Here is a 17,241-nt window from a genome sequence, read left to right on the forward strand (position 1 = left end):
GCGCGCGGGGCGCGCCGGCGCTACTGGAGCGTCGGGTGTCTCTCCGCCGCGGTCTGGGGCGGCACCAGCGCGCCGCCGAACGGGAAGTCGCGCAGCCTGCGCCACACCCCGTCGGCGCCCTGCTCGTACAGCGCGAAACCGGTGCAGGGCCACTCCGCCGCGTAACCGGCCAGCTCCTCGAAGGCGCGGTCCATCGCCTCCTCGGCGATGCCGTGCGCGACGGTCACGTGCGGGTGGTACGGGAACTGCAGCTCCCGCGCCACCGGCCCGGCCTCGTCGCGGACCCGGGCCTGGAGTTCGGCGCACTCCTGCGCGCCGGACACCACCCGCACGTACACCACGGGCGACAGCGGACGGAACGTCCCGGTACCCGCCAGCCGCATCGGGAAGGGCCGCGCCGCCGCGGCCACCTCGGCGAGGTGCGCCTCGATCTTGGGCAGCGCGGAGGCGTCCACCTCGGTCGGCGGCAGCAGGGTGACGTGCGTGGGAATGCCGAACGCCGCGGCGTCGCCGAAGCCCGCGCGCCGCTGCTGGAGCAGGCTGCCGTGCGGCTCCGGGACCGAGATCGACACGCCGATCGTTACGGTCCCCACGTCGTCTCCTGTCGTGTCGTCTTCCGTCACGCCCGTGCTGTGCCGGACGGGTGGTGCCACCCGCCATCGACTGTACGGCGGCGCACCGCCCAACCGGGAGGATCGCGCCCGTATCACCGGTGGCGCGCGGGGCGCTCGGGCGGGCGGAGTATGCTGCCCCGCCGCCCGGGCGCGCCGGGCCTCTTCCGGTCAGTGCTTGGCCGGAACCAGGCCCATCCGCCGGTAGGTCGCCGCCAGCGTCTCCGCCGCGACGGCGCGCGCCTTCTCCGCGCCCTTGGCGAGGATCTGGTCCAGCGTCTCCGGGTCGTCCAGATATTCCAGCGTCCGATCGCGGAAAGGCGTCACGAAGTCGACCATGACCTCGGCCAGGTCGGTCTTCAGGGCGCCGTACATCTTGCCCTCGTACTCCGCCTCCAGCGCCGGGACGTCCTTGCCGGTGAGGGTGGAGAGGATGGTGAGCAGGTTGGAGACGCCCGGCTTGTTCTCCCGGTCGAAGCGGATCACGGTCTCCGTGTCGGTGACCGCGCTCTTCACCTTCTTCGCGGTGATCTTCGGGTCGTCCATGAGGTTGATCAGGCCCTTGGGGTTCGCCGTCGACTTGCTCATCTTGGCGGACGGCTCCTGAAGGTCGTAGATCTTCGCCGTCTCCTTGAGGATGTACGCGCTGGGGACGGTGAAGGTCTGGCCGTACTGGGCGTTGAACCGCTCGGCCAGGTCGCGGGTCAGCTCCAGGTGCTGGCGCTGGTCCTCGCCCACCGGGACCTGGTCGGCCTGGTAGAGCAGGATGTCCGCGACCATCAGCATCGGGTACGTGAACAGGCCGACCGTGGTGCGGTCGCTGCCCTGCTTGGCGGACTTGTCCTTGAACTGCGTCATCCGGGAGGCCTCGCCGAAGCCGGTGATGCAGTTCATCACCCAGCCGAGCTGGGCGTGCTCGGGGACGTGGCTCTGCACGAAGAGGGTGCAGTGCTCCGGGTCCAGTCCGGCCGCGAGCAGCTGGGCGACGGAGAGCCGGGTGTTGCGGCGCAGCGTCTCCGGGTCCTGCGGCACGGTGATGGCGTGCAGGTCGACGACCATGTAGAAGGCGTCGTGGGACTTCTGCATGTCCACCCACTGGCGGACGGCGCCGAGGTAGTTGCCGAGGTGGAACGAGCCGGAGGTCGGCTGGATACCGGAGAGCACGCGAGGACGATCAGAGGCCATGCCTCTCATTCTCTCAGGTCTCCCCCGCCCCCTGGGAACGGGTGCGCGAGCCCGCGGCGGGCGGCGTCACGGAGCCGGCCGCCTCCGCCGGCCGGCGCTCCGGGCTTCCGTCCCTCCGCGCCTTCTGCGCCTTCTGCGCCTTCTGCGCCCCTTGCGCCCTCCGGACATACGAGTGACGTGGTGAGCGCGTCACCCGGTGGCCCGGCCGGTGTCCGGTCATGGTGTCAGTGGACCCGGCGGCTTTCCGCCCGCCGGGTCGTCCCGCGCGACGCACCGCGCCGACACTGCAGGGGCTCGCGCTCCGGCGAGGAGTTCGTCATCTCACCGAAGGCCATCGCACTGTCGGGCGGGACCGGCTTCCTGGGCTGTCACCTGCTGCCCCGCCTGCTGTCCCAGGGCCACTCCGTGATCGCACTGGTCCGGGGCACACCGCAGCAGGCCACGCAGCGTCTGGAGCGCGCGCTGGAGTTCGCCGGCGCCCGGCAGGCGGCCGCGAGCCTGGGCACGGACCGGCTCCGCGTGCTGCGGGCGGACCTGGAGCAGCCCGGACTGGGCCTCGGGGCCCAGGAGCTGCGGCGGCTGGCCGGCGAGACGGACGAGGTGTGGCACTGCGCCGCCGCCACCGACCTGCGGGCTTCCCTGCGGAGCGTCAGCGGGGCCAACGTCGACGGCACGCGCCACATGCTGGAGCTGGCCGCCGCACCCGGCCGGGAGCGGCGGTTCGTGCACGTCAGCACCGCCTTCGTCGCCGGTGACCGCCGCGACGGCGTGGTGCGCGAGGACGACCTCGACGACTCCCACGGCTTCGTCACCCCCTACGAGGAGTCCAAGTACCGGGCCGAGCGCCTGGTCCGCTCGTGGGCACGGGACGGCCGCCGTGCGCTGGTGCTGCGCCCCAGCACGCTGCTGACCGACCGGCCTCCGTCGCCGCGCGGCCCCCGGGCGCCGCATTCCGCGCTGCGGTGGGCCTTGAGCCGGCTGGCCGCCCTGGGACCGCGGCACGCCGCCGAGCGGTTCGCCGCGGCCCCCGACGCACAGGGACGTGTCCGTCTCCGTCTGCCGGGCCGCACGGACGGGCTGATCAACATCGCCCCGGTCGAGTACGCGGCCGACGCCGCCGTGCGGCTGGCCGGCGAGGACAGCGGCCCGGGAACGGTGACGCGGCACGTGGTGCATCCCGTGGACACGCCGCTGACGAAGTGGATCGACGCCATCGCCGCACAGGCGCCGTGGGCACGCGTGGAGATCGCCGAGGAGTGGTCGCCCGTCAACGACCTGGAGCGGCATCTGGTCGGGCTGAACCCGGGCGGACTCCGCTACGGCTACCACCGCCGCAGCTACGAGCGCACCGCGCTGGACCTCCTGGAGGCCCGCGACGGCGTCCCGGCACAGCCCCCGCTCGACGCCGCCTACCTCCGCGCCGCCCTCGGTTACCCGGCGCGCCGGCCACGGGTGGCGGGTGACCGGGACCGGTGACGGCGCCGCGCACGAAGGCGTCCGCAGGGCGGTCCGTCCGGCGGGGGGCGGGGGCGGGCCGGTAGGGTGAGGGAGGGCCGTGACTGGCGCGCTGGGATGGGACGGACCATCGGGGAGCGGCCCGGAGAGAACACGTGCCGTGCGCCTGGGCCACACCGTGACCGCACTCTGCCGGAGGCCGCCATGTCCGACCTTTCCCCCGAGTCCGCCGCGTACCGCGCCGCACTGGACGTCGTCCGCGCCGTGGAGCCCCGCGTCGCCGACGCGATCGGCCAGGAACTCACCGACCAGCGCGAGATGCTGAAGCTGATCGCCTCGGAGAACTACGCCTCCCCCGCGACGCTGCTCGCGATGGGCAACTGGTTCAGCGACAAGTACGCCGAGGGCACCGTCGGCCGCCGCTTCTACGCCGGCTGCCGCAACGTCGACACCGTCGAGTCCCTCGCCGCCGAGCACGCGCGCGAGCTCTTCGGCGCCCGCCACGCCTACGTCCAGCCGCACTCCGGCATCGACGCCAACCTGGTCGCCTTCTGGTCGGTGCTCGCCGACCGCGTGGAGGTGCCGGCCCTCGCCAAGGCCGGCGTCCGCCAGGTCAACGAGCTCTCCGACGCCGACTGGGCCGAGCTGCGCACCGCCTTCGGCAACCAGCGGATGCTGGGCATGTCGCTGGACGCCGGCGGCCACCTCACGCACGGCTTCCGCCCCAACATCTCGGGCAAGATGTTCGACCAGCGGTCCTACGGCACCGACCCGGCGACCGGCCTGGTCGACTACGAGGCGCTGCGCGAGACCGCCCGCGAGTTCAAGCCGCTGATCATCGTGGCCGGCTACTCCGCGTACCCGCGCCTGGTGAACTTCCGGATCATGCGGGAGATCGCCGACGAGGTCGGCGCGACCCTGATGGTCGACATGGCGCACTTCGCGGGCCTGGTGGCCGGCAAGGTGCTCACCGGCGACTTCGACCCGGTGCCGCACGCGCAGATCGTCACCACCACCACCCACAAGTCGCTGCGCGGCCCGCGCGGCGGCATGGTGCTGTGCGACGACTCGCTGAAGGACCAGGTCGACCGCGGCTGCCCGATGGTGCTCGGCGGCCCGCTGCCGCACGTGATGGCCGCCAAGGCGGTCGCCCTCGCCGAGGCGCGCCAGCCCTCCTTCCAGGACTACGCGCAGCGCATCGTGGACAACGCGAAGGCGCTGGCCGAGGGGCTGATGCGGCGCGGCGCCACGCTGGTCACCGGTGGCACCGACAACCACCTCAACCTGATCGACGTGGCCTCCTCCTACGGCCTCACCGGCCGCCAGGCGGAGCAGGCGCTGCTGGACTCCGGCATCGTCACCAACCGCAACGCCATCCCCGCCGACCCGAACGGCGCCTGGTACACCTCCGGCATCCGGATCGGCACCCCGGCCCTGACCACCCGCGGTCTGGGCACGGCGGAGATGGACGAGATCGCCGCCCTGATCGACCGCGTGCTGACCGAGGCCGTCCCCGGCACCACGGCCAAGGGCGCGCCGTCGAAGGCGCAGCACGTCCTCGACGCGAAGGTCTCCGACGAGGTGTCGCGCCGCGCCACCGAGCTGGTCTCGGGCTTCCCGCTGTACCCGACGATCGACCTGGGCTGAGGCCCGTGCCCGCCCGGGCGGGGGAGGCCGCGGCCTCCCCCGCCCGGGCGGCGCCGCGTGTGCCGCGTGGGTGCCGTGGGTGCCGCGTGGGTGCCGTGGGTGCCGCGTGGGTGCCGTGGGTGCCGCGTGGGTGCGCCGCGGCTCTAGAGGATGACGTGCGGCAGGAACCGCGCGTAGGTGTCCGTCACCAGGCCCGCGCTCTCGCGGATGCCGAGGCCCGCGGCCTCGCCCTTGACGACCCAGGCGCCCAGCACCACCCGGTTCCCGTCGAACGACGGCAGCGGCGCCAGCTCCTGGTAGCAGCACGCGTCCTCACGCGCCGGCACGACGGACCCGGCCTCGTGCAGGGTGACTCCCGCCCCCTCGCGCCCGAGCAGCGGTTTGGCCACGTACCCGGTGGTGGAGGCCATCTCGCGCGGGCCGTCCACGTAGGCCGGCAGCAGGTTGGGGTGGCCGGGGTGGAGCTCCCACAGGATCGCCAGCAGCGCCTTGTTGCTGAGCAGCATCTTCCACATCGGCTCGATCCACAGGGTGGATCCCGTGCCGCCGCCCAGGTCGAGGGTCTGCATCACCTGGGACCCGAACCGGTCGGTGGTCAGCCACTCCCACGGGTAGAGCTTGAAGCAACTGCGGATGAAGCGGAGCTTCTTGTCCACGAAGCGCCGGCTCAGCCGGTCCCAGCCGATGTCCTCCATGGAGATCCACTCGGTGCTCAGCCCGGCCTGCTCGGCGGTCTCCATGAGGTAGGCGACGGTCATCAGGTCCTCGCCCAGCTCGTCGGCCGCGGTGTGGGCGAAGTAGAGCGGGGAGCCGGGCGGCAGCAGGTGCGCCTGCTCGCGCCAGGCGTCCACCAGCCGCTCGTGCAGGGAGTTCCACTGGTCGGCGCCGGGGAACCGCTCCTCCATCCAGAACCACTGCGGGCTGGCCGCCTCCACCAGGGAGGTCGGGGTGTCGGCGTTGTACTCCAGCATCTTGGCCGGGCCCGTGCCGTCGTAGCGCAGGTCGAACCGGCCGTAGAGGGAGGGGACCTCCGCACGGCGGCGCCAGGACTCGGCGATGGCCTCGGCCACCCGCCGGTCGGTGACACCGAGGTCGGCGAAACGGTTCTCCTTGACGATGAACCCGGCCGCCTCCAGGCACATCGCGTGCAGCTCCTCGACGACCTCCTCCAGCGCCTCGACCTCGGGGAGGGAGAAGGCGTAGTACGCGCTCTCGTCCCAGTAGGGGCGCAGGACGCCGTCCGGATGGCGGGTGAGGGGGTAGATCAGGCCCTGCGCCTCGACGGTGCGCTGCCAGTCGGGGCGGGGCTCGGTGGTGCGGCGTTCCACGGCGTCGGTCAGCCTCCGCCGCTGCCGCTGCAGCCGAAGCCGTTGCGGTCGACGGCCTCCTCACGGCTGAAGGTGCCGTCGTCGGCCCAGCCGTCGTCGACCTCGGCGTCGTAGTACCAGCCGGCGTTCGTCGTCGTCCCGTACGAGGAGCAGTTGGAGTCGGCCACGACGCGGTAGCCGTTGGCGTACTCGTAACTGTCCATGTCGACGCAGCGCTGGTCCGGTTCGGAGCTGCAGGACGTCAGCGTGGCGGCCACGACGCCCATTCCGCCCAGCACGACGGTGCTGGAGCGCAGCCGTCGGCGCTGCTTCTGTGCCATGGTCTTTCCCCCCGGTTCGGTGCGAGCGGTGCCTGACGCCAAGACACCCGGAGGCCGCCGTTCGGTTCCCTCCGCACAGGTGTGCGGCGTCAGCTACGCCCGGCAGCCTAGGGACACCGGCGCAAGAGAGCAATGTCGGCCACATGACAAGACCCCACGGGCGCCGTCCCTCACCTGGAGGGGGCGCCTCGCGGGGCCCGTCGGACGGTGGTGTCAGGGTCACCGCCCACGCTGTCCCTACCCGTCGGGGCGGGGACGAATACCTGTTCAGACGGACCGGTCCCGCCGGGCGGCCGAGCTGCCGCCGGACTCCGCGGTTCCGGGGGCGGGCCCGGTCCGCCCCCGGCGGACGCCGGCCCCGCGCACGGGAAAGGGGCGGTTCCCTGTCACAGGGAACCGCCCCTTCGCGCCGCCGGGGTGAATGCCCGATGGTCAGGACGCGCGCTCACCCCGGCGGCGCCGGGTCACCACAGGACCGGAGGGTCAGGAGGTCTTGCGCTTGCGCAGGACCAGCATGGTGACGCCGCCGAGGACCACGAGGGCGATGGCGACACCGGCGATCACCGGGGTGGCGCTGTTGCTGCCGGTCTCGGCCAGGTTGGTGCCGTCGTCGGCCTGGTCGCCCTGGTCGCCGGCCGGGCTCGGCGCGGTCGAGGGCTGCGGGGCCTCGGAACCGCCCTCGGAGGCGGTCTGGCAGTCGAGGATGCCGGTGAAGGTCTGGTCGAGACCGTTCGGACCGGTGACGGCGATGCTGTACTCGGCGTCCTCCTTCACCGGGACGGTGACGGTGACGTCCTTGCCGGCCTCGACGGTGTGCTTCTCGCCGCCGATGGTGACCTCGCCCGCCTCGTCACCGCTGTTGGTGACCTTGACGTCGACGCCGCCCTTGGCGCAGTTGTTCACGGCCTCGGCCGCGAGCACCGCGCCGGTGGTCTCCTTCTCGCTCCACGTGGCCGTGAAGGACGAGGCGACCTTGCTCTGCGAGGAGCCCGCGAGGATCTGCGTCTGCGTCTTGACGCCGACGCCGGTGAAGGCGCGGCCGACCGACAGCTCGACGGAGCCCTCGACGGTGACCTCGGCGGCGCCGGCCGGGGTGCCCTCCGCGACGTCCACGTACAGCTCGGCGCCGTTGCTCACGCCGGTGACCGGGTTGCCCGAGGCGTCGACGACCTTGACGCCCTCACCGGCGACCTTGACGGACGCGGTGCCCGCGTTGGTGGCGACGGTGACCGGGCCGATCTTCTCGCCGGCCTTGCCGGCCACGGCCGGGGCGCTCAGCGACAGCGAGCCGCCGGGCTCCTGGACCGACTGGGCGGCCTTCTCCAGGTAGTCGGCGAGCTTCTCGGCCTCGGCGTCCTTGGCCTCCGCCTGGACGTGGTCGGAGAAGCGCCAGATGGCGACCTGGGTGCCGACGGCGGCGTCGTTCTTGGTGAACTCGCCCGTGATCTGCGCGGCCTTGGCCAGCGCGGCGATGTCGCCGACCTGCGGGTAGGAGTTCTTCAGGATCCAGTGGATCTTGCCCGCGTCGGGGTTGTTGGCCAGCGAGGACTGCGCCCAGGACACCTCCTGGTACTGCGCCTTGCTGACGGTGGGCGTGTGGGCGTCGATGCAGTAGCTCTGCAGCGTGCCGCCACCGGCCACGTCCATGGTGAACAGACCGGCGCGCACGGACTTGCCGTCGATCGAGGCGTCACCGGAGTCCTGGAGGCCGGACTTGAGCGTGGCCAGCGTGCCGCCGGCCGGGTTGTGGCCGTCGGCGGCGGCGACGCCGGCCGTGGCCAGGGCGCCACCGACGCTGAGGCCGGCGACGAGGACGGCGGCGGACAGCCGCGTGGTGGCACGTCTCCGTATACGGAACATACGTTTCCCCTCCGGGCATGGCGGCGTCACGTCGCATCACGGCAACAGACTGACGGAGAGCGCACACCAGCCCGCGAAATCTGCAACTCCCCGAGGAATGGGGGTGCTTGTGAACAGTCGCGAACGCGACCGAGGGCCACATGATAGTCACACCGCGGAACCCGTGGTTCCCATGGGACGGAAAAGCTTTGTGCGTCACACGCGTTGTGCGTGTTGCTCACGTTACGTCCGTGTGCGCGCCCGACGTCCGATCAGGAGATGGCGAAGTGGTCCAGCGCGGCCGCCAGTTGCTCCTCCTGCACCGGCCACTCGTCGGCCGGTCCGGCGACCAGCACGGCGTACATCCTCCCGTCGTCCGCCGTGAAGACGCAGTCCACGACCTGCTTGCGGAAGCCGAGTTCCTCGCTGTCGTACGCGTAGACCAGCTCCGCGGCGTCCGCGCCGACGGCGTCCGAGGCGCCCTCCAGCGGCCCGGTCCCGGTGAGGGAGATCTCCTCGTACCCCGGCTGCGACGCCAGGTGCTCGGAGGCGGCCTCCAGCGACTCCAGCGGCGTGATCCCCGGCTCGGTCACCTCGAAGACCTGGACCAGGGAACTGTCGTCCCCCGGCGTGTAGAAGACGCCGTTGTCCCGCTCGTCGCGGATCCAGTCCTCGGGCACGGCGAGGGTGAAACCGGCCGGGTCCTCCGCCAGGCGGTACCCGTCGGGCACCTGGGCACCGTCCTGGGAGGGCGACTCCTGCGGGGTCTCGGCCGGGCCGGTGGCGACGGCGGGGTCGTCGGTGGGCTCCGGATCCACGGCGGCCGTGGTGGGCGTGGTGGCCGGCGTCGCCCCGGACGGACGGTCGTCGCCGCCGACCAGCTGCCAGCCCACGGCCGCCCCGGCCAGAGCACCCACGACCAGCACCGGGAGGGCCACCCGCAGCAACCGCCGCCGTCCGTCGCCCGTTCCGCGGGCCCCGCCGACACCGCCGACGCCGCCGACGACGGCCGTCGTGCGGTCCGGCGGAGCGGCGGGCGGGGTGGACGGCCCGAACACGGGCGGCAGCCCGGGCGGGGCCGAGGGGTACGAGGGACCGCCCCCGCCGGCGGGCCCGGGCGGCGCCGACGGTGCGGGCGGCACCGGCGGCGCGGACGGCGTCACGACCGTCCCGGCGGCTCCGGTTCCGGCGGCTCCGATTCCGGCGGCTCCGGGCGGGTACTCCCACCGCTGCGCGTCCTCGTTCCAGCGCCGCGCGGCGTCTGCTCCTCCAGCGCTCATGACGCCCCGCCCACCCCCAGCAGCGCAGCCACCGCGGCGGCGGCCGAGATCCAGCTGGTGATGCCCTCGGCCGACTCCAGGCGCTCCCGGAGGCGGGCCCGGCGGCCCTCGCCCGCCCGGCCGGTGCGGGTGATCTCCTCCTCGGCCTCGTCGATGGCCTCGTTGATCCCGGTCACCGCGGGTGACTCCGGGCGGCCGGACAGCTCGGACCTCAGCTCCCGGAGCGCCTCCAGCAGGTCCTGGTCCTCGACCCGCTCGCGGCCCGCCGCGTAGTGGTGGGACTCGGCGCGGGCGTGGCTGCCCACGGCGAAGGTGCTCTTGGTGACCTTGCCGAAGCGGACGGCGGGCTCGTCACTGCTCATGACTGGTGGATCCCTTCTGCGGGGCCTTCCCGCCGGAGGCGGCCGGGGCTCCGGCGGAGGCGACGGGGCCGGTGGAGGTGGAGGACGCGGTCGCGTGCTCACCGACGGCGAAGGTGCTGCCCTCGACGCTGTCGATGTGCACGCCGCCGTTGCTGACGTTGACGATCTGCTGGACGAACTCGTCGGTCTGGTAGCCGCCGTCCGCCAGCGCCTGCCGCACCCCGTCGGCGATGCGGTCCTGCACGGCCTTCAGGTACCGGGCGGCGTCCATCCGCTGGAAGAGCGAGCCGTCCACGGCGGCGCCCAGCTCGCGCACCGACAGGGACGGGCCCTCGGCGAGGGCCGCCGCGTTGCCCGCGGTCGCCAGCGTCCAGCTGTCGGCGAGGTACTTGCCGACGACGATCAGCGAGCGCACCAGGGAGCTGGGCACCCGGGCCACCGCCCAGGCCGCCTTGGCGAGCAGGTTGGCCGACAGCAGACGGTGCGCGGCACGGTCGACGTCCTGGAAGTCCTTGCGCACCGGCGCGAGGACGTGCGGGGCGACCTCGAGCATCAGGACCTTGCCCTGGGTGTGTACCCGCACGAAGACCGTGACGACCAGTTCCTCCTCCCAGCCCCCGACCCGGATCCGCAGGAAGTGGCGCCGCCGTTCGGCGCCCTCCTCCACCGACCCGTCGATGTGCTCGGCCAGCGGGGCGTCGCCGTAGGGCGCGTCGTCCCGGTGGCGCAGCCCCTCGGCCGGCAGGAAGACGCACTCGTCGACCTCCAGGCCGCGCAGCCGGTCCCGGCTGGGCCGCCCGCCGTGCGGCGGCCTGCGCAGCTCCTCCAGCAGCGGCCGCACCCGGTCCAGCACCACCCGGTTGCTGATCGGCTCGGGCTTCCGCGTCCGGTCGGCCGGCCGCAGTTCGACGGCGAGGATCCAGGTGTCGACCGGTGTGCCCGCACCGCAGAACGGCTGCGCCACGTTGTACATGACCACGTTCTGGTGCTGTTCACGCCGGATGCGCCCCATCAGCCGCTGGAAGCGCGCGCCCTGCTGGAGTTCCGCGGGGTCGGTGGCCGCGTCGGGGAACCGTCCGGGCGAGAGTTCGCCGGCCACCGCCCGCGCGAACTGGCCCCGCTGGGCCGCCGCGCACAGCGCGAGCGCGACCAGGACCAGGATCAGCAGCCAGGCCTGCGCCGTGGTGCCCGACACCTGACCCGTCCCGCTCAGGAGGTCGGTGACATCGCCGAACTCGAAGGAGGGCTCCCCGTATCCGTAACCGGAGTCGCCGTAGCCGAACTCCCCGTAGCCCGAGCCGTCGTAGTCCGACCCGCTCTCCTCGTCCCAGGAGCCGAGGGCCACGCCGAGCGTCGTGACGCCGAGCACTGCCAGGAAGACGCGGCCCCACCAGCGCATCACGAACGCCGGGATCCGCCGGTACAGCGGCGCGGTCCGGCCCTCCCCGCGCAGCCGGGCGGCCAGCGCCAGCAGCAGGCTGGGAAACAGGAAGACGGCCAGCATGCCCTGGGTGATGAGCATCCCCACGCCCCACAGGGCGGTGATGCCCAGCGCCCAGGCCAGCTCGACGCGCCGGGCGCGCAGGGCGTGCGCCAGCACCCGGGCGGCGTCGAACCCGAGCGAGGGGGCGGACACCCGCTGCTCGTTGAGCCAGAGTTCCTCGATCACCCGGTCGCGGTACCGGGAGTCCAGGTAGGTGCCCGCGCACAGCAGCCGGCCCGCCTCACTGGCGTGGGGCGCCACGACCGTCGGCCCCACGGCCGTGGGTGACACGGCGGTCGGTGTCACCGGCCCGGGCGGCGGCTGCGGATGGTCGGGCCCGGTGGGCTGCTGCGGGACTGACGGGACGGTCAAGCGGATCCCCCGGTGTGCGAACACGCCTGCCACGCTCTGCGTATGCGGCGAACGGCAGTACGGCTTACGGCAGTTGAGTCGTGAAATCTAGGCGACCGGAGAGGCTGGTGCAACCGAGAACCGCATCGGAACGATCACGAACGGTCACCGGACGCACGACCGCCCCGGAGGCCCGTGAAAAGGGCCGCCGGGGCGGTCGGGACGAACGGTGCCGTCAGGCTCAGATGAGGCCCAGCGAACGCACGGCGTCGCGCTCCTCGGCCAGCTCGGCCACCGAGGCGTCGATCCGGGTGCGGGAGAACTCGTTGATGTCCAGGCCCTGGACGATCTCGTACTTGCCGTCCTTGCAGGTGACCGGGAAGGAGGAGATGAGGCCCTCCGGGACGCCGTAGGAGCCGTCCGAGGGGATGGCCATGGAGGTCCAGTTGCCCTCCTCGGTGCCGTTGACCCAGGTGTGGATGTGGTCGATGGCGGCGTTGGCGGCGGACGCGGCGGAGGACGCGCCACGGGCCTCGATGATCGCGGCGCCGCGCTTGGCGACGGTCGGGATGAACTCCTCCGTCAGCCACTTCTCGTCGTTGACGACCTCGACGGCGCTCTTGCCGCCGATGGTGGCGTGGTGGATGTCCGAGTACTGGGTGGCGGAGTGGTTGCCCCAGATGGTCAGGCGCTTGATGTCGGAGACCGAGGTGCCCGTCTTCTTCGCGAGCTGGGTCAGCGCGCGGTTGTGGTCGAGGCGGGTCATCGCGGTGAAGCGCTCGGCCGGGACGTCCGGGGCGGAGGCCTGGGCGATCAGGGCGTTGGTGTTGGCCGGGTTGCCGACCACCAGGACGCGGATGTCGTCGGCGGCGTTGTCGTTGATGGCCTTGCCCTGCGGCTTGAAGATGCCGCCGTTGGCCTCGAGGAGGTCACCGCGCTCCATGCCCTTGGTGCGCGGGCGGGCGCCGACCAGGAGGGCGACGTTGGAGCCGTCGAAGGCGACGTTCGGGTCGTCGGTGATCTCGATGCCCTGGAGCAGCGGGAAGGCGCAGTCGTCGAGCTCCATGGCGGTGCCCTCGGCGGCCTTGAGCGCGGGGGTGATCTCCAGCAGGCGCAGCTTGACCGGCACGTCCGCGCCGAGCAGCTGACCGGAGGCGATGCGGAAGAGCAGGGCGTAACCGATCTGGCCGGCCGCGCCGGTGACGGTGACGTTCACGGGAGTGCGGGTCATGGCGTTCTCCGTATGACAGCAGGCGGTGGGGCGGTCCGCCCCGGGGTGCGGGGATCCCCGGCGCCTGTCGTGAGGCGGCACCCGGACGGTCGGTCCGGCTGCCCGCCATGGTGATCGATCAACGAGACAAATGATCGATCTCTTGGCGTCAAGAGATCCGGGCGTCAGGCTATCGCGCCTCCGCCGTCCCGTTATGTACGGGTGACTGTGGCCCGGCCCACAGGGCGCCCCCGCGGCGGGCGCCGCCGCACGACCGCGACCGGCCGCGCCGCGGGCCGTACGTGCCCGGTGGGGCGGTGATCCGGTCCGGATCGCCGCCCCACCGGGCACGCGTCCCGTGGGGGGATCCGGGTCGCCTGCCCGCTCCCCGCGGCCTTATGCGCGCGGCCCTACGGCATGACCCGAAAGAGTCAACGGGTGCAGACCGGACGGCCCTTGGCGGGCGCCAGGCAGGCCTTCACGCTCTCCGCGCTCCGCCCGGCGACCATGGGGGTGTAGGCGTCGGGATCCTGCCCGACCTCGGCCTCGCGGTCCGGACCGCCCCCGGCGCTCACCGTCACCCGGTCGCCCGCCGCCGCCCCGGTGACCCGGGCCCAGGCGGCGCCGCACACCTCACTGAACCGCACCTCCAGGAGCGCCCGGCCCACGGTGACGCTGCGGCCGGTGACGGCGCGCTGTCCGCCGCAGCCCATCGTCTCCGGGTCCTCGCCCGCGCAGCCCGAGCCGTGGCACTTCACCCCGTCGGGCAGCGGGGACGCGCTCGTCGCCGGAACGGAGGGACCTCGGTCCGAGGCCCGCGCCTCGTCCTCGGGATCGGCCTGGGTGAGGAAGACCGCGGCCGCGACGATCAGCAGGGCGCCCACCGTTCCGGCCAGGAAGGTCACCGCGCGGTGGGCCCGGCCCGGGGCGGCGGGCGGTGGCGGGGCGGCGGGCGCGGCCCGGCCCGGCGCGGACGTCGCCACCGGTGCGGCCCCGGCGGCGCCGGACGGGCCGGACCGCGCCTCGGCGGTCCCGGCGGCGGGGGTCCCGGCAGTGGGGGTCCCGGCGGCCGCCCCGGCGGCGTGGGCCGGGTACGGATCCGGCAGGGCGGGCGCGGCTGCGGCTGCGGCTGCGGCTGCGGTGCCGGACGGCTCGGGCGGGGCGAACGGAGCGGACGGGGCGGCGAACTCGCCCAGTTCCTGGCGGGCCTGGGCGATGCGCATCGCCTCGATGGTCAGGTCGTGCCGCATCTCCGAGCGGCTCCACGCCCGTTCCGCCAGCTCCCACAGGGTGGTGAGGTGCAGCGGGTTGGCGCCGGTCACCTCGGCCAGCGCGATCACCGCGCCCCTGGGCGGGAGCAGCCGGCCGTTGAGGTAGCGCTCCCAGGACGTCCTGCTGTACCCGGTGTTGTCGGCGACGGCGGCGATGCCGAGGCCGCCGCGGTCCACCAGCATCCGCAGGGCGTCCGTGAACTCCCTGACCTCCGGGTCGAGTTCCTCCGGCAACGCCTTCCAACGCGGCATGGCTCCCCCTCCGCCCGAGCGTCCGGCCCCCTGCCGCGCGCCTCCCCCGCGCACGGCATTCCGGACGTCCCGACCACGTTAGCCCGATTCGCGCCGTTGCGGGAGAAGACCTCCCGTTCCCGTCACACGGTCAGGAGTCGTCCACGGTGAAGTGGAGGAGGTCCTTGATGAACGGCAGCTCCAGCTTGGGGTCCGGCTGCACCATCAGCGCCAGCAGCACGATCGCCACGCCCAGCAGCCCGTACGTCACGACGTCGGTGAACCGCGACCGCACCGCCAGGATGCCGACGTGGGGCACCGCCCACCGCAGCGCCGCGCCGAGCAGCAGCCCGGCGCCCACCACCAGGGTGCCCAGCCGGAACATGCCGAGCGCCGTGACCAGCAGCCCGATCGCGGCCACCGTGATGACCAGCAGGATCGGCCACTGCCGGGCCGGCGCCGGCGCGTCCCCGGGGGCGGCGCGGCCGCCGCCCTCGGGGCGCGCGGTGTCCCGGGTGAACAGCGGGAACCGGCGGGTGACCCGCCTCGGCCGCCCCTGCTCGTCCGGGGCGCTGACCGCGTCCCGCACCACGGGCTCCGGCGACGCGCCCTCGGCCCTCTCGGCCCCCGGGGTCTCCGGGGTCTCCGGTGTCTCCGGGGAGCCCGAGGCGTCCGACACGTCCGAGGTGTCCGCGGCGTCCGAGGCGTCCGAGGCGTCCGGCACGTTCGCCGCGTCCGTGGAGCCGGTCCCGCCCCGCGTCTCAGCCGGCACGACGCTCCGCCGCCTCGACCACGTTGACCAGCAGAAGCGCCCGCGTCATCGGGCCCACGCCGCCCGGGTTGGGCGACAGGAAGCCGGCCACCTCGGCCACGTCCGGGTGGACGTCGCCGACGATCTTGCCCTCGTCGTTGCGCGAGACGCCGACGTCCAGCACGGCCGCGCCCGGCTTGATGTCCTCGGCGCGGATCAGGTGCGGCGCACCGGCCGCCGCGACCACGATGTCGGCACGCTTGAGGTGCGCGGCCAGGTCCTTGGTGCCGGTGTGGCACTGGGTGACCGTGGCGTTCTCGGAGCGGCGGGTCATCAGCAGCGGCATCGGGCGGCCGATGGTGACGCCGCGCCCGACCACCACCACCTCGGCACCCTTGGTCTCCACGCCGTAGCGGCGCAGCAGCGTGAGGATGCCGTTGGGGGTGCAGGGCAGCGGTGCGGGCTCGTTGAGCACCAGGCGGCCGAGGTTCATCGGGTGGAGGCCGTCGGCGTCCTTGTCCGGGTCCATCAGCTCGAGGATCCGGTTCTCGTCGATGCCCTTGGGCAGCGGCAGCTGGACGATGTAACCGGTGCAGGCCGGGTCCTCGTTGAGTTCGCGGACGACCGCCTCGATCTCCTCCTGGGTGGCCGTGGCGGGCAGTTCACGCTGGATGGAGGCGATGCCGACCTGGGCGCAGTCGCGGTGCTTGCCGGCGACGTACTTACGGCTGCCGGGGTCGTCCCCCACCAGCAGGGTGCCGAGACCGGGCGTGACGCCCTTCTCCTTCAGCTTCGCCACGCGGGCGGCAAGCTCGGACTTGATCTCGGCCGCGGTGGCCTTGCCATCGAGAATCTGGGCGCTCATGCCCCCATCCTCCCGGATGACCCTGGCCATGTTCAAAACAGGGCCGGGGTGGGGCCACGACCAACCCGGACGGCTCCGGCCTGCGCCTACTCCCGGTGAGCCGCGCGTTGCACTTCCGCAACAGGTCGCCCCGACGGGTGGACAGGGGCCAATCGGTGCAGAACGATGAATCGGCAGTGCAGCGGGCAATACCGGGGGGCCAGACCGCACACGCGCACCTTTCCTCCGCACACGATCGCCCGTCGTGGCCCTGTCATGCGTCGAGGTTTCGGAGAAAGGGAACCACCATGAGCTATGGCGACCCCAACAACCCCTACGGAGCGCCGCAGCAGCAGCCGCCGTCCGGCCCCGGTTACGGCTACCCGCAGCAGCAGCAGCCGCCCGCCCAGCAGCAGCAGCAGCAGGGCTACGGGTACCCGCAGCACCCCCAGCAGCAGGGCTACCCCAGCTACCCGGGCGCCACGCCGGTCCCCCAGTCGATGCCGGGTCTCCTCGTGACGGCGCGGGTGTTCCTGTTCATCATCGGCGGCTTCCAGATCATCGTCGGCGGCATCCTGCTGCTCGCCGCCGCGGGCAGCGGCGCGCTGACCACGAGCCAGCTGGAGAGCGCCGGTCTCACCGGCATCAGCCCGGACGCGGTCACCGGCATATTCGCGGGCCTGGGCCTGCTGTTCCTGGCGCTGTCGCCGCTGTCCATCACGCTCGGCGTGAAGTTCGCCAAGGGCGGCAACGGCGTGCGGGTCACCACCATCGTCTACGGCGCGGTCGGCGCCGCGATGGGTCTGCTGGCCCTGGTCGGCGGCGGGTTCGCGGGCGTGCTGTGGCTGGCCTTCAGCGGCGTCATGATCGCCGCCTGCGCCCAGCCCTCCGGCAAGGCCTGGTTCAACCGCCCGCGGTACTGAGCCTGCGGCACTGAGCCCGCCCCCGGTACCGAGCCCGGGGTACGGCCCGGCGCAACGGCGAACGGCGGCGGTATCGGCCCACCCCCCATGGGAGGCCGACACCGCCGCCGCGTCATGTCACCGGCGGACCAGGTCCGCGTTCAGCGGAAC

General features: G+C 73.2%; 15 protein-coding genes and 1 riboswitch. Of the genes, 3 read left to right on the forward strand and 12 right to left on the reverse strand.

Annotated features, from left to right (window positions below; translation table 11 throughout):
• Positions 1-20 precede the first annotated feature (20 nt).
• Together GBN72_RS11960 and trpS are read right to left on the reverse strand one after the other, a co-directional pair.
• Positions 21-593, reverse strand: coding sequence for a 2'-5' RNA ligase family protein (locus GBN72_RS11960; protein ID WP_151771672.1), 573 nt, complete (start codon positions 591-593; stop codon positions 21-23).
• A 189-nt stretch (positions 594-782) separates the two neighbouring features.
• A complete protein-coding gene (gene trpS, locus GBN72_RS11965; RefSeq protein ID WP_151771673.1) occupies positions 783-1,796 on the reverse strand; it encodes a tryptophan--tRNA ligase in 1,014 nt (337 codons plus the stop codon).
• 180 nt (positions 1,797-1,976) lie between these two features.
• Here trpS and GBN72_RS11970 point away from each other — a divergent pair, with 180 nt between their 5' ends.
• Both GBN72_RS11970 and GBN72_RS11975 read left to right on the forward strand, forming a co-directional pair.
• Complete coding sequence (locus GBN72_RS11970; protein ID WP_164540572.1) at positions 1,977-3,272, forward strand: SDR family oxidoreductase; 1,296 nt, start codon at positions 1,977-1,979, stop codon at positions 3,270-3,272.
• A gap of 69 nt (positions 3,273-3,341) precedes the next feature.
• Positions 3,342-3,430: riboswitch (ZMP/ZTP riboswitch) on the forward strand.
• A 25-nt stretch (positions 3,431-3,455) separates the two neighbouring features.
• Complete coding sequence (locus GBN72_RS11975; protein WP_151771675.1) at positions 3,456-4,898, forward strand: glycine hydroxymethyltransferase; 1,443 nt, start codon at positions 3,456-3,458, stop codon at positions 4,896-4,898.
• A gap of 143 nt (positions 4,899-5,041) precedes the next feature.
• Here GBN72_RS11975 and GBN72_RS11980 read toward each other — a convergent pair whose 3' ends face one another.
• The 10 genes from GBN72_RS11980 to GBN72_RS12025 form a co-directional block, all read right to left on the reverse strand.
• Positions 5,042-6,226, reverse strand: coding sequence for a glutathionylspermidine synthase family protein (locus GBN72_RS11980; protein WP_151771676.1), 1,185 nt, complete (start codon positions 6,224-6,226; stop codon positions 5,042-5,044).
• Between the two features lie 8 nt (positions 6,227-6,234).
• Entirely contained in the window at positions 6,235-6,546 is a 312-nt protein-coding gene (locus tag GBN72_RS11985; RefSeq protein ID WP_151771677.1) for a hypothetical protein, read from the reverse strand.
• 483 nt (positions 6,547-7,029) lie between these two features.
• Positions 7,030-8,406 carry a Cys-Gln thioester bond-forming surface protein gene (locus GBN72_RS11990; protein ID WP_151771678.1) on the reverse strand — a complete coding sequence of 459 codons (1,377 nt, stop codon included), beginning with the start codon at positions 8,404-8,406 and terminating at the stop codon, positions 7,030-7,032.
• A 251-nt stretch (positions 8,407-8,657) separates the two neighbouring features.
• Complete coding sequence (locus GBN72_RS11995; RefSeq protein WP_151771679.1) at positions 8,658-9,665, reverse strand: serine/threonine kinase C-terminal domain-containing protein; 1,008 nt, start codon at positions 9,663-9,665, stop codon at positions 8,658-8,660.
• The gene (locus tag GBN72_RS12000) at positions 9,662-10,027 is read right to left on the reverse strand and encodes a hypothetical protein (RefSeq protein ID WP_151771680.1); all 366 of its coding nucleotides are present in this window, start codon (positions 10,025-10,027) and stop codon (positions 9,662-9,664) included. The genes GBN72_RS11995 and GBN72_RS12000 overlap by 4 nt, the downstream gene beginning before the upstream one ends.
• Positions 10,017-11,882 (reverse strand): AbeC-like domain-containing protein, encoded by a 1,866-nt coding sequence (locus tag GBN72_RS12005; protein WP_439959751.1) that lies wholly within the window; start codon positions 11,880-11,882, stop codon positions 10,017-10,019. Before GBN72_RS12005 ends, GBN72_RS12000 begins: the two co-directional genes overlap by 11 nt.
• A 220-nt stretch (positions 11,883-12,102) precedes the next feature.
• Positions 12,103-13,092: a malate dehydrogenase gene (locus tag GBN72_RS12010; protein WP_151771681.1), complete on the reverse strand. Its 990-nt coding sequence runs from the start codon at positions 13,090-13,092 to the stop codon at positions 12,103-12,105.
• A 410-nt stretch (positions 13,093-13,502) separates the two neighbouring features.
• On the reverse strand, positions 13,503-14,594 hold the full coding sequence (locus GBN72_RS12015; protein WP_151771682.1) for a helix-turn-helix domain-containing protein: 1,092 nt from the start codon (positions 14,592-14,594) through the stop codon (positions 13,503-13,505).
• Positions 14,595-14,724: 130 nt separating this feature from the next.
• Positions 14,725-15,252, reverse strand: coding sequence for a DUF3017 domain-containing protein (locus GBN72_RS12020; protein WP_151772011.1), 528 nt, complete (start codon positions 15,250-15,252; stop codon positions 14,725-14,727).
• An 82-nt stretch (positions 15,253-15,334) separates the two neighbouring features.
• Positions 15,335-16,189, reverse strand: a complete 855-nt coding sequence (locus GBN72_RS12025; protein ID WP_151771683.1) for a bifunctional methylenetetrahydrofolate dehydrogenase/methenyltetrahydrofolate cyclohydrolase — start codon at positions 16,187-16,189, stop codon at positions 15,335-15,337.
• Positions 16,190-16,476: 287 nt separating this feature from the next.
• Between GBN72_RS12025 and GBN72_RS12030 the strand changes: the two genes are divergently transcribed.
• Positions 16,477-17,091, forward strand: coding sequence for a hypothetical protein (locus tag GBN72_RS12030; RefSeq protein WP_151771684.1), 615 nt, complete (start codon positions 16,477-16,479; stop codon positions 17,089-17,091).
• The last annotated feature ends 150 nt before the right edge of the window (positions 17,092-17,241 follow it).

It is taken from the genome of Streptomyces abyssomicinicus, assembly GCF_008974245.1.
GTDB classification, from domain to species: domain Bacteria; phylum Actinomycetota; class Actinomycetes; order Streptomycetales; family Streptomycetaceae; genus Streptomyces; species Streptomyces abyssomicinicus.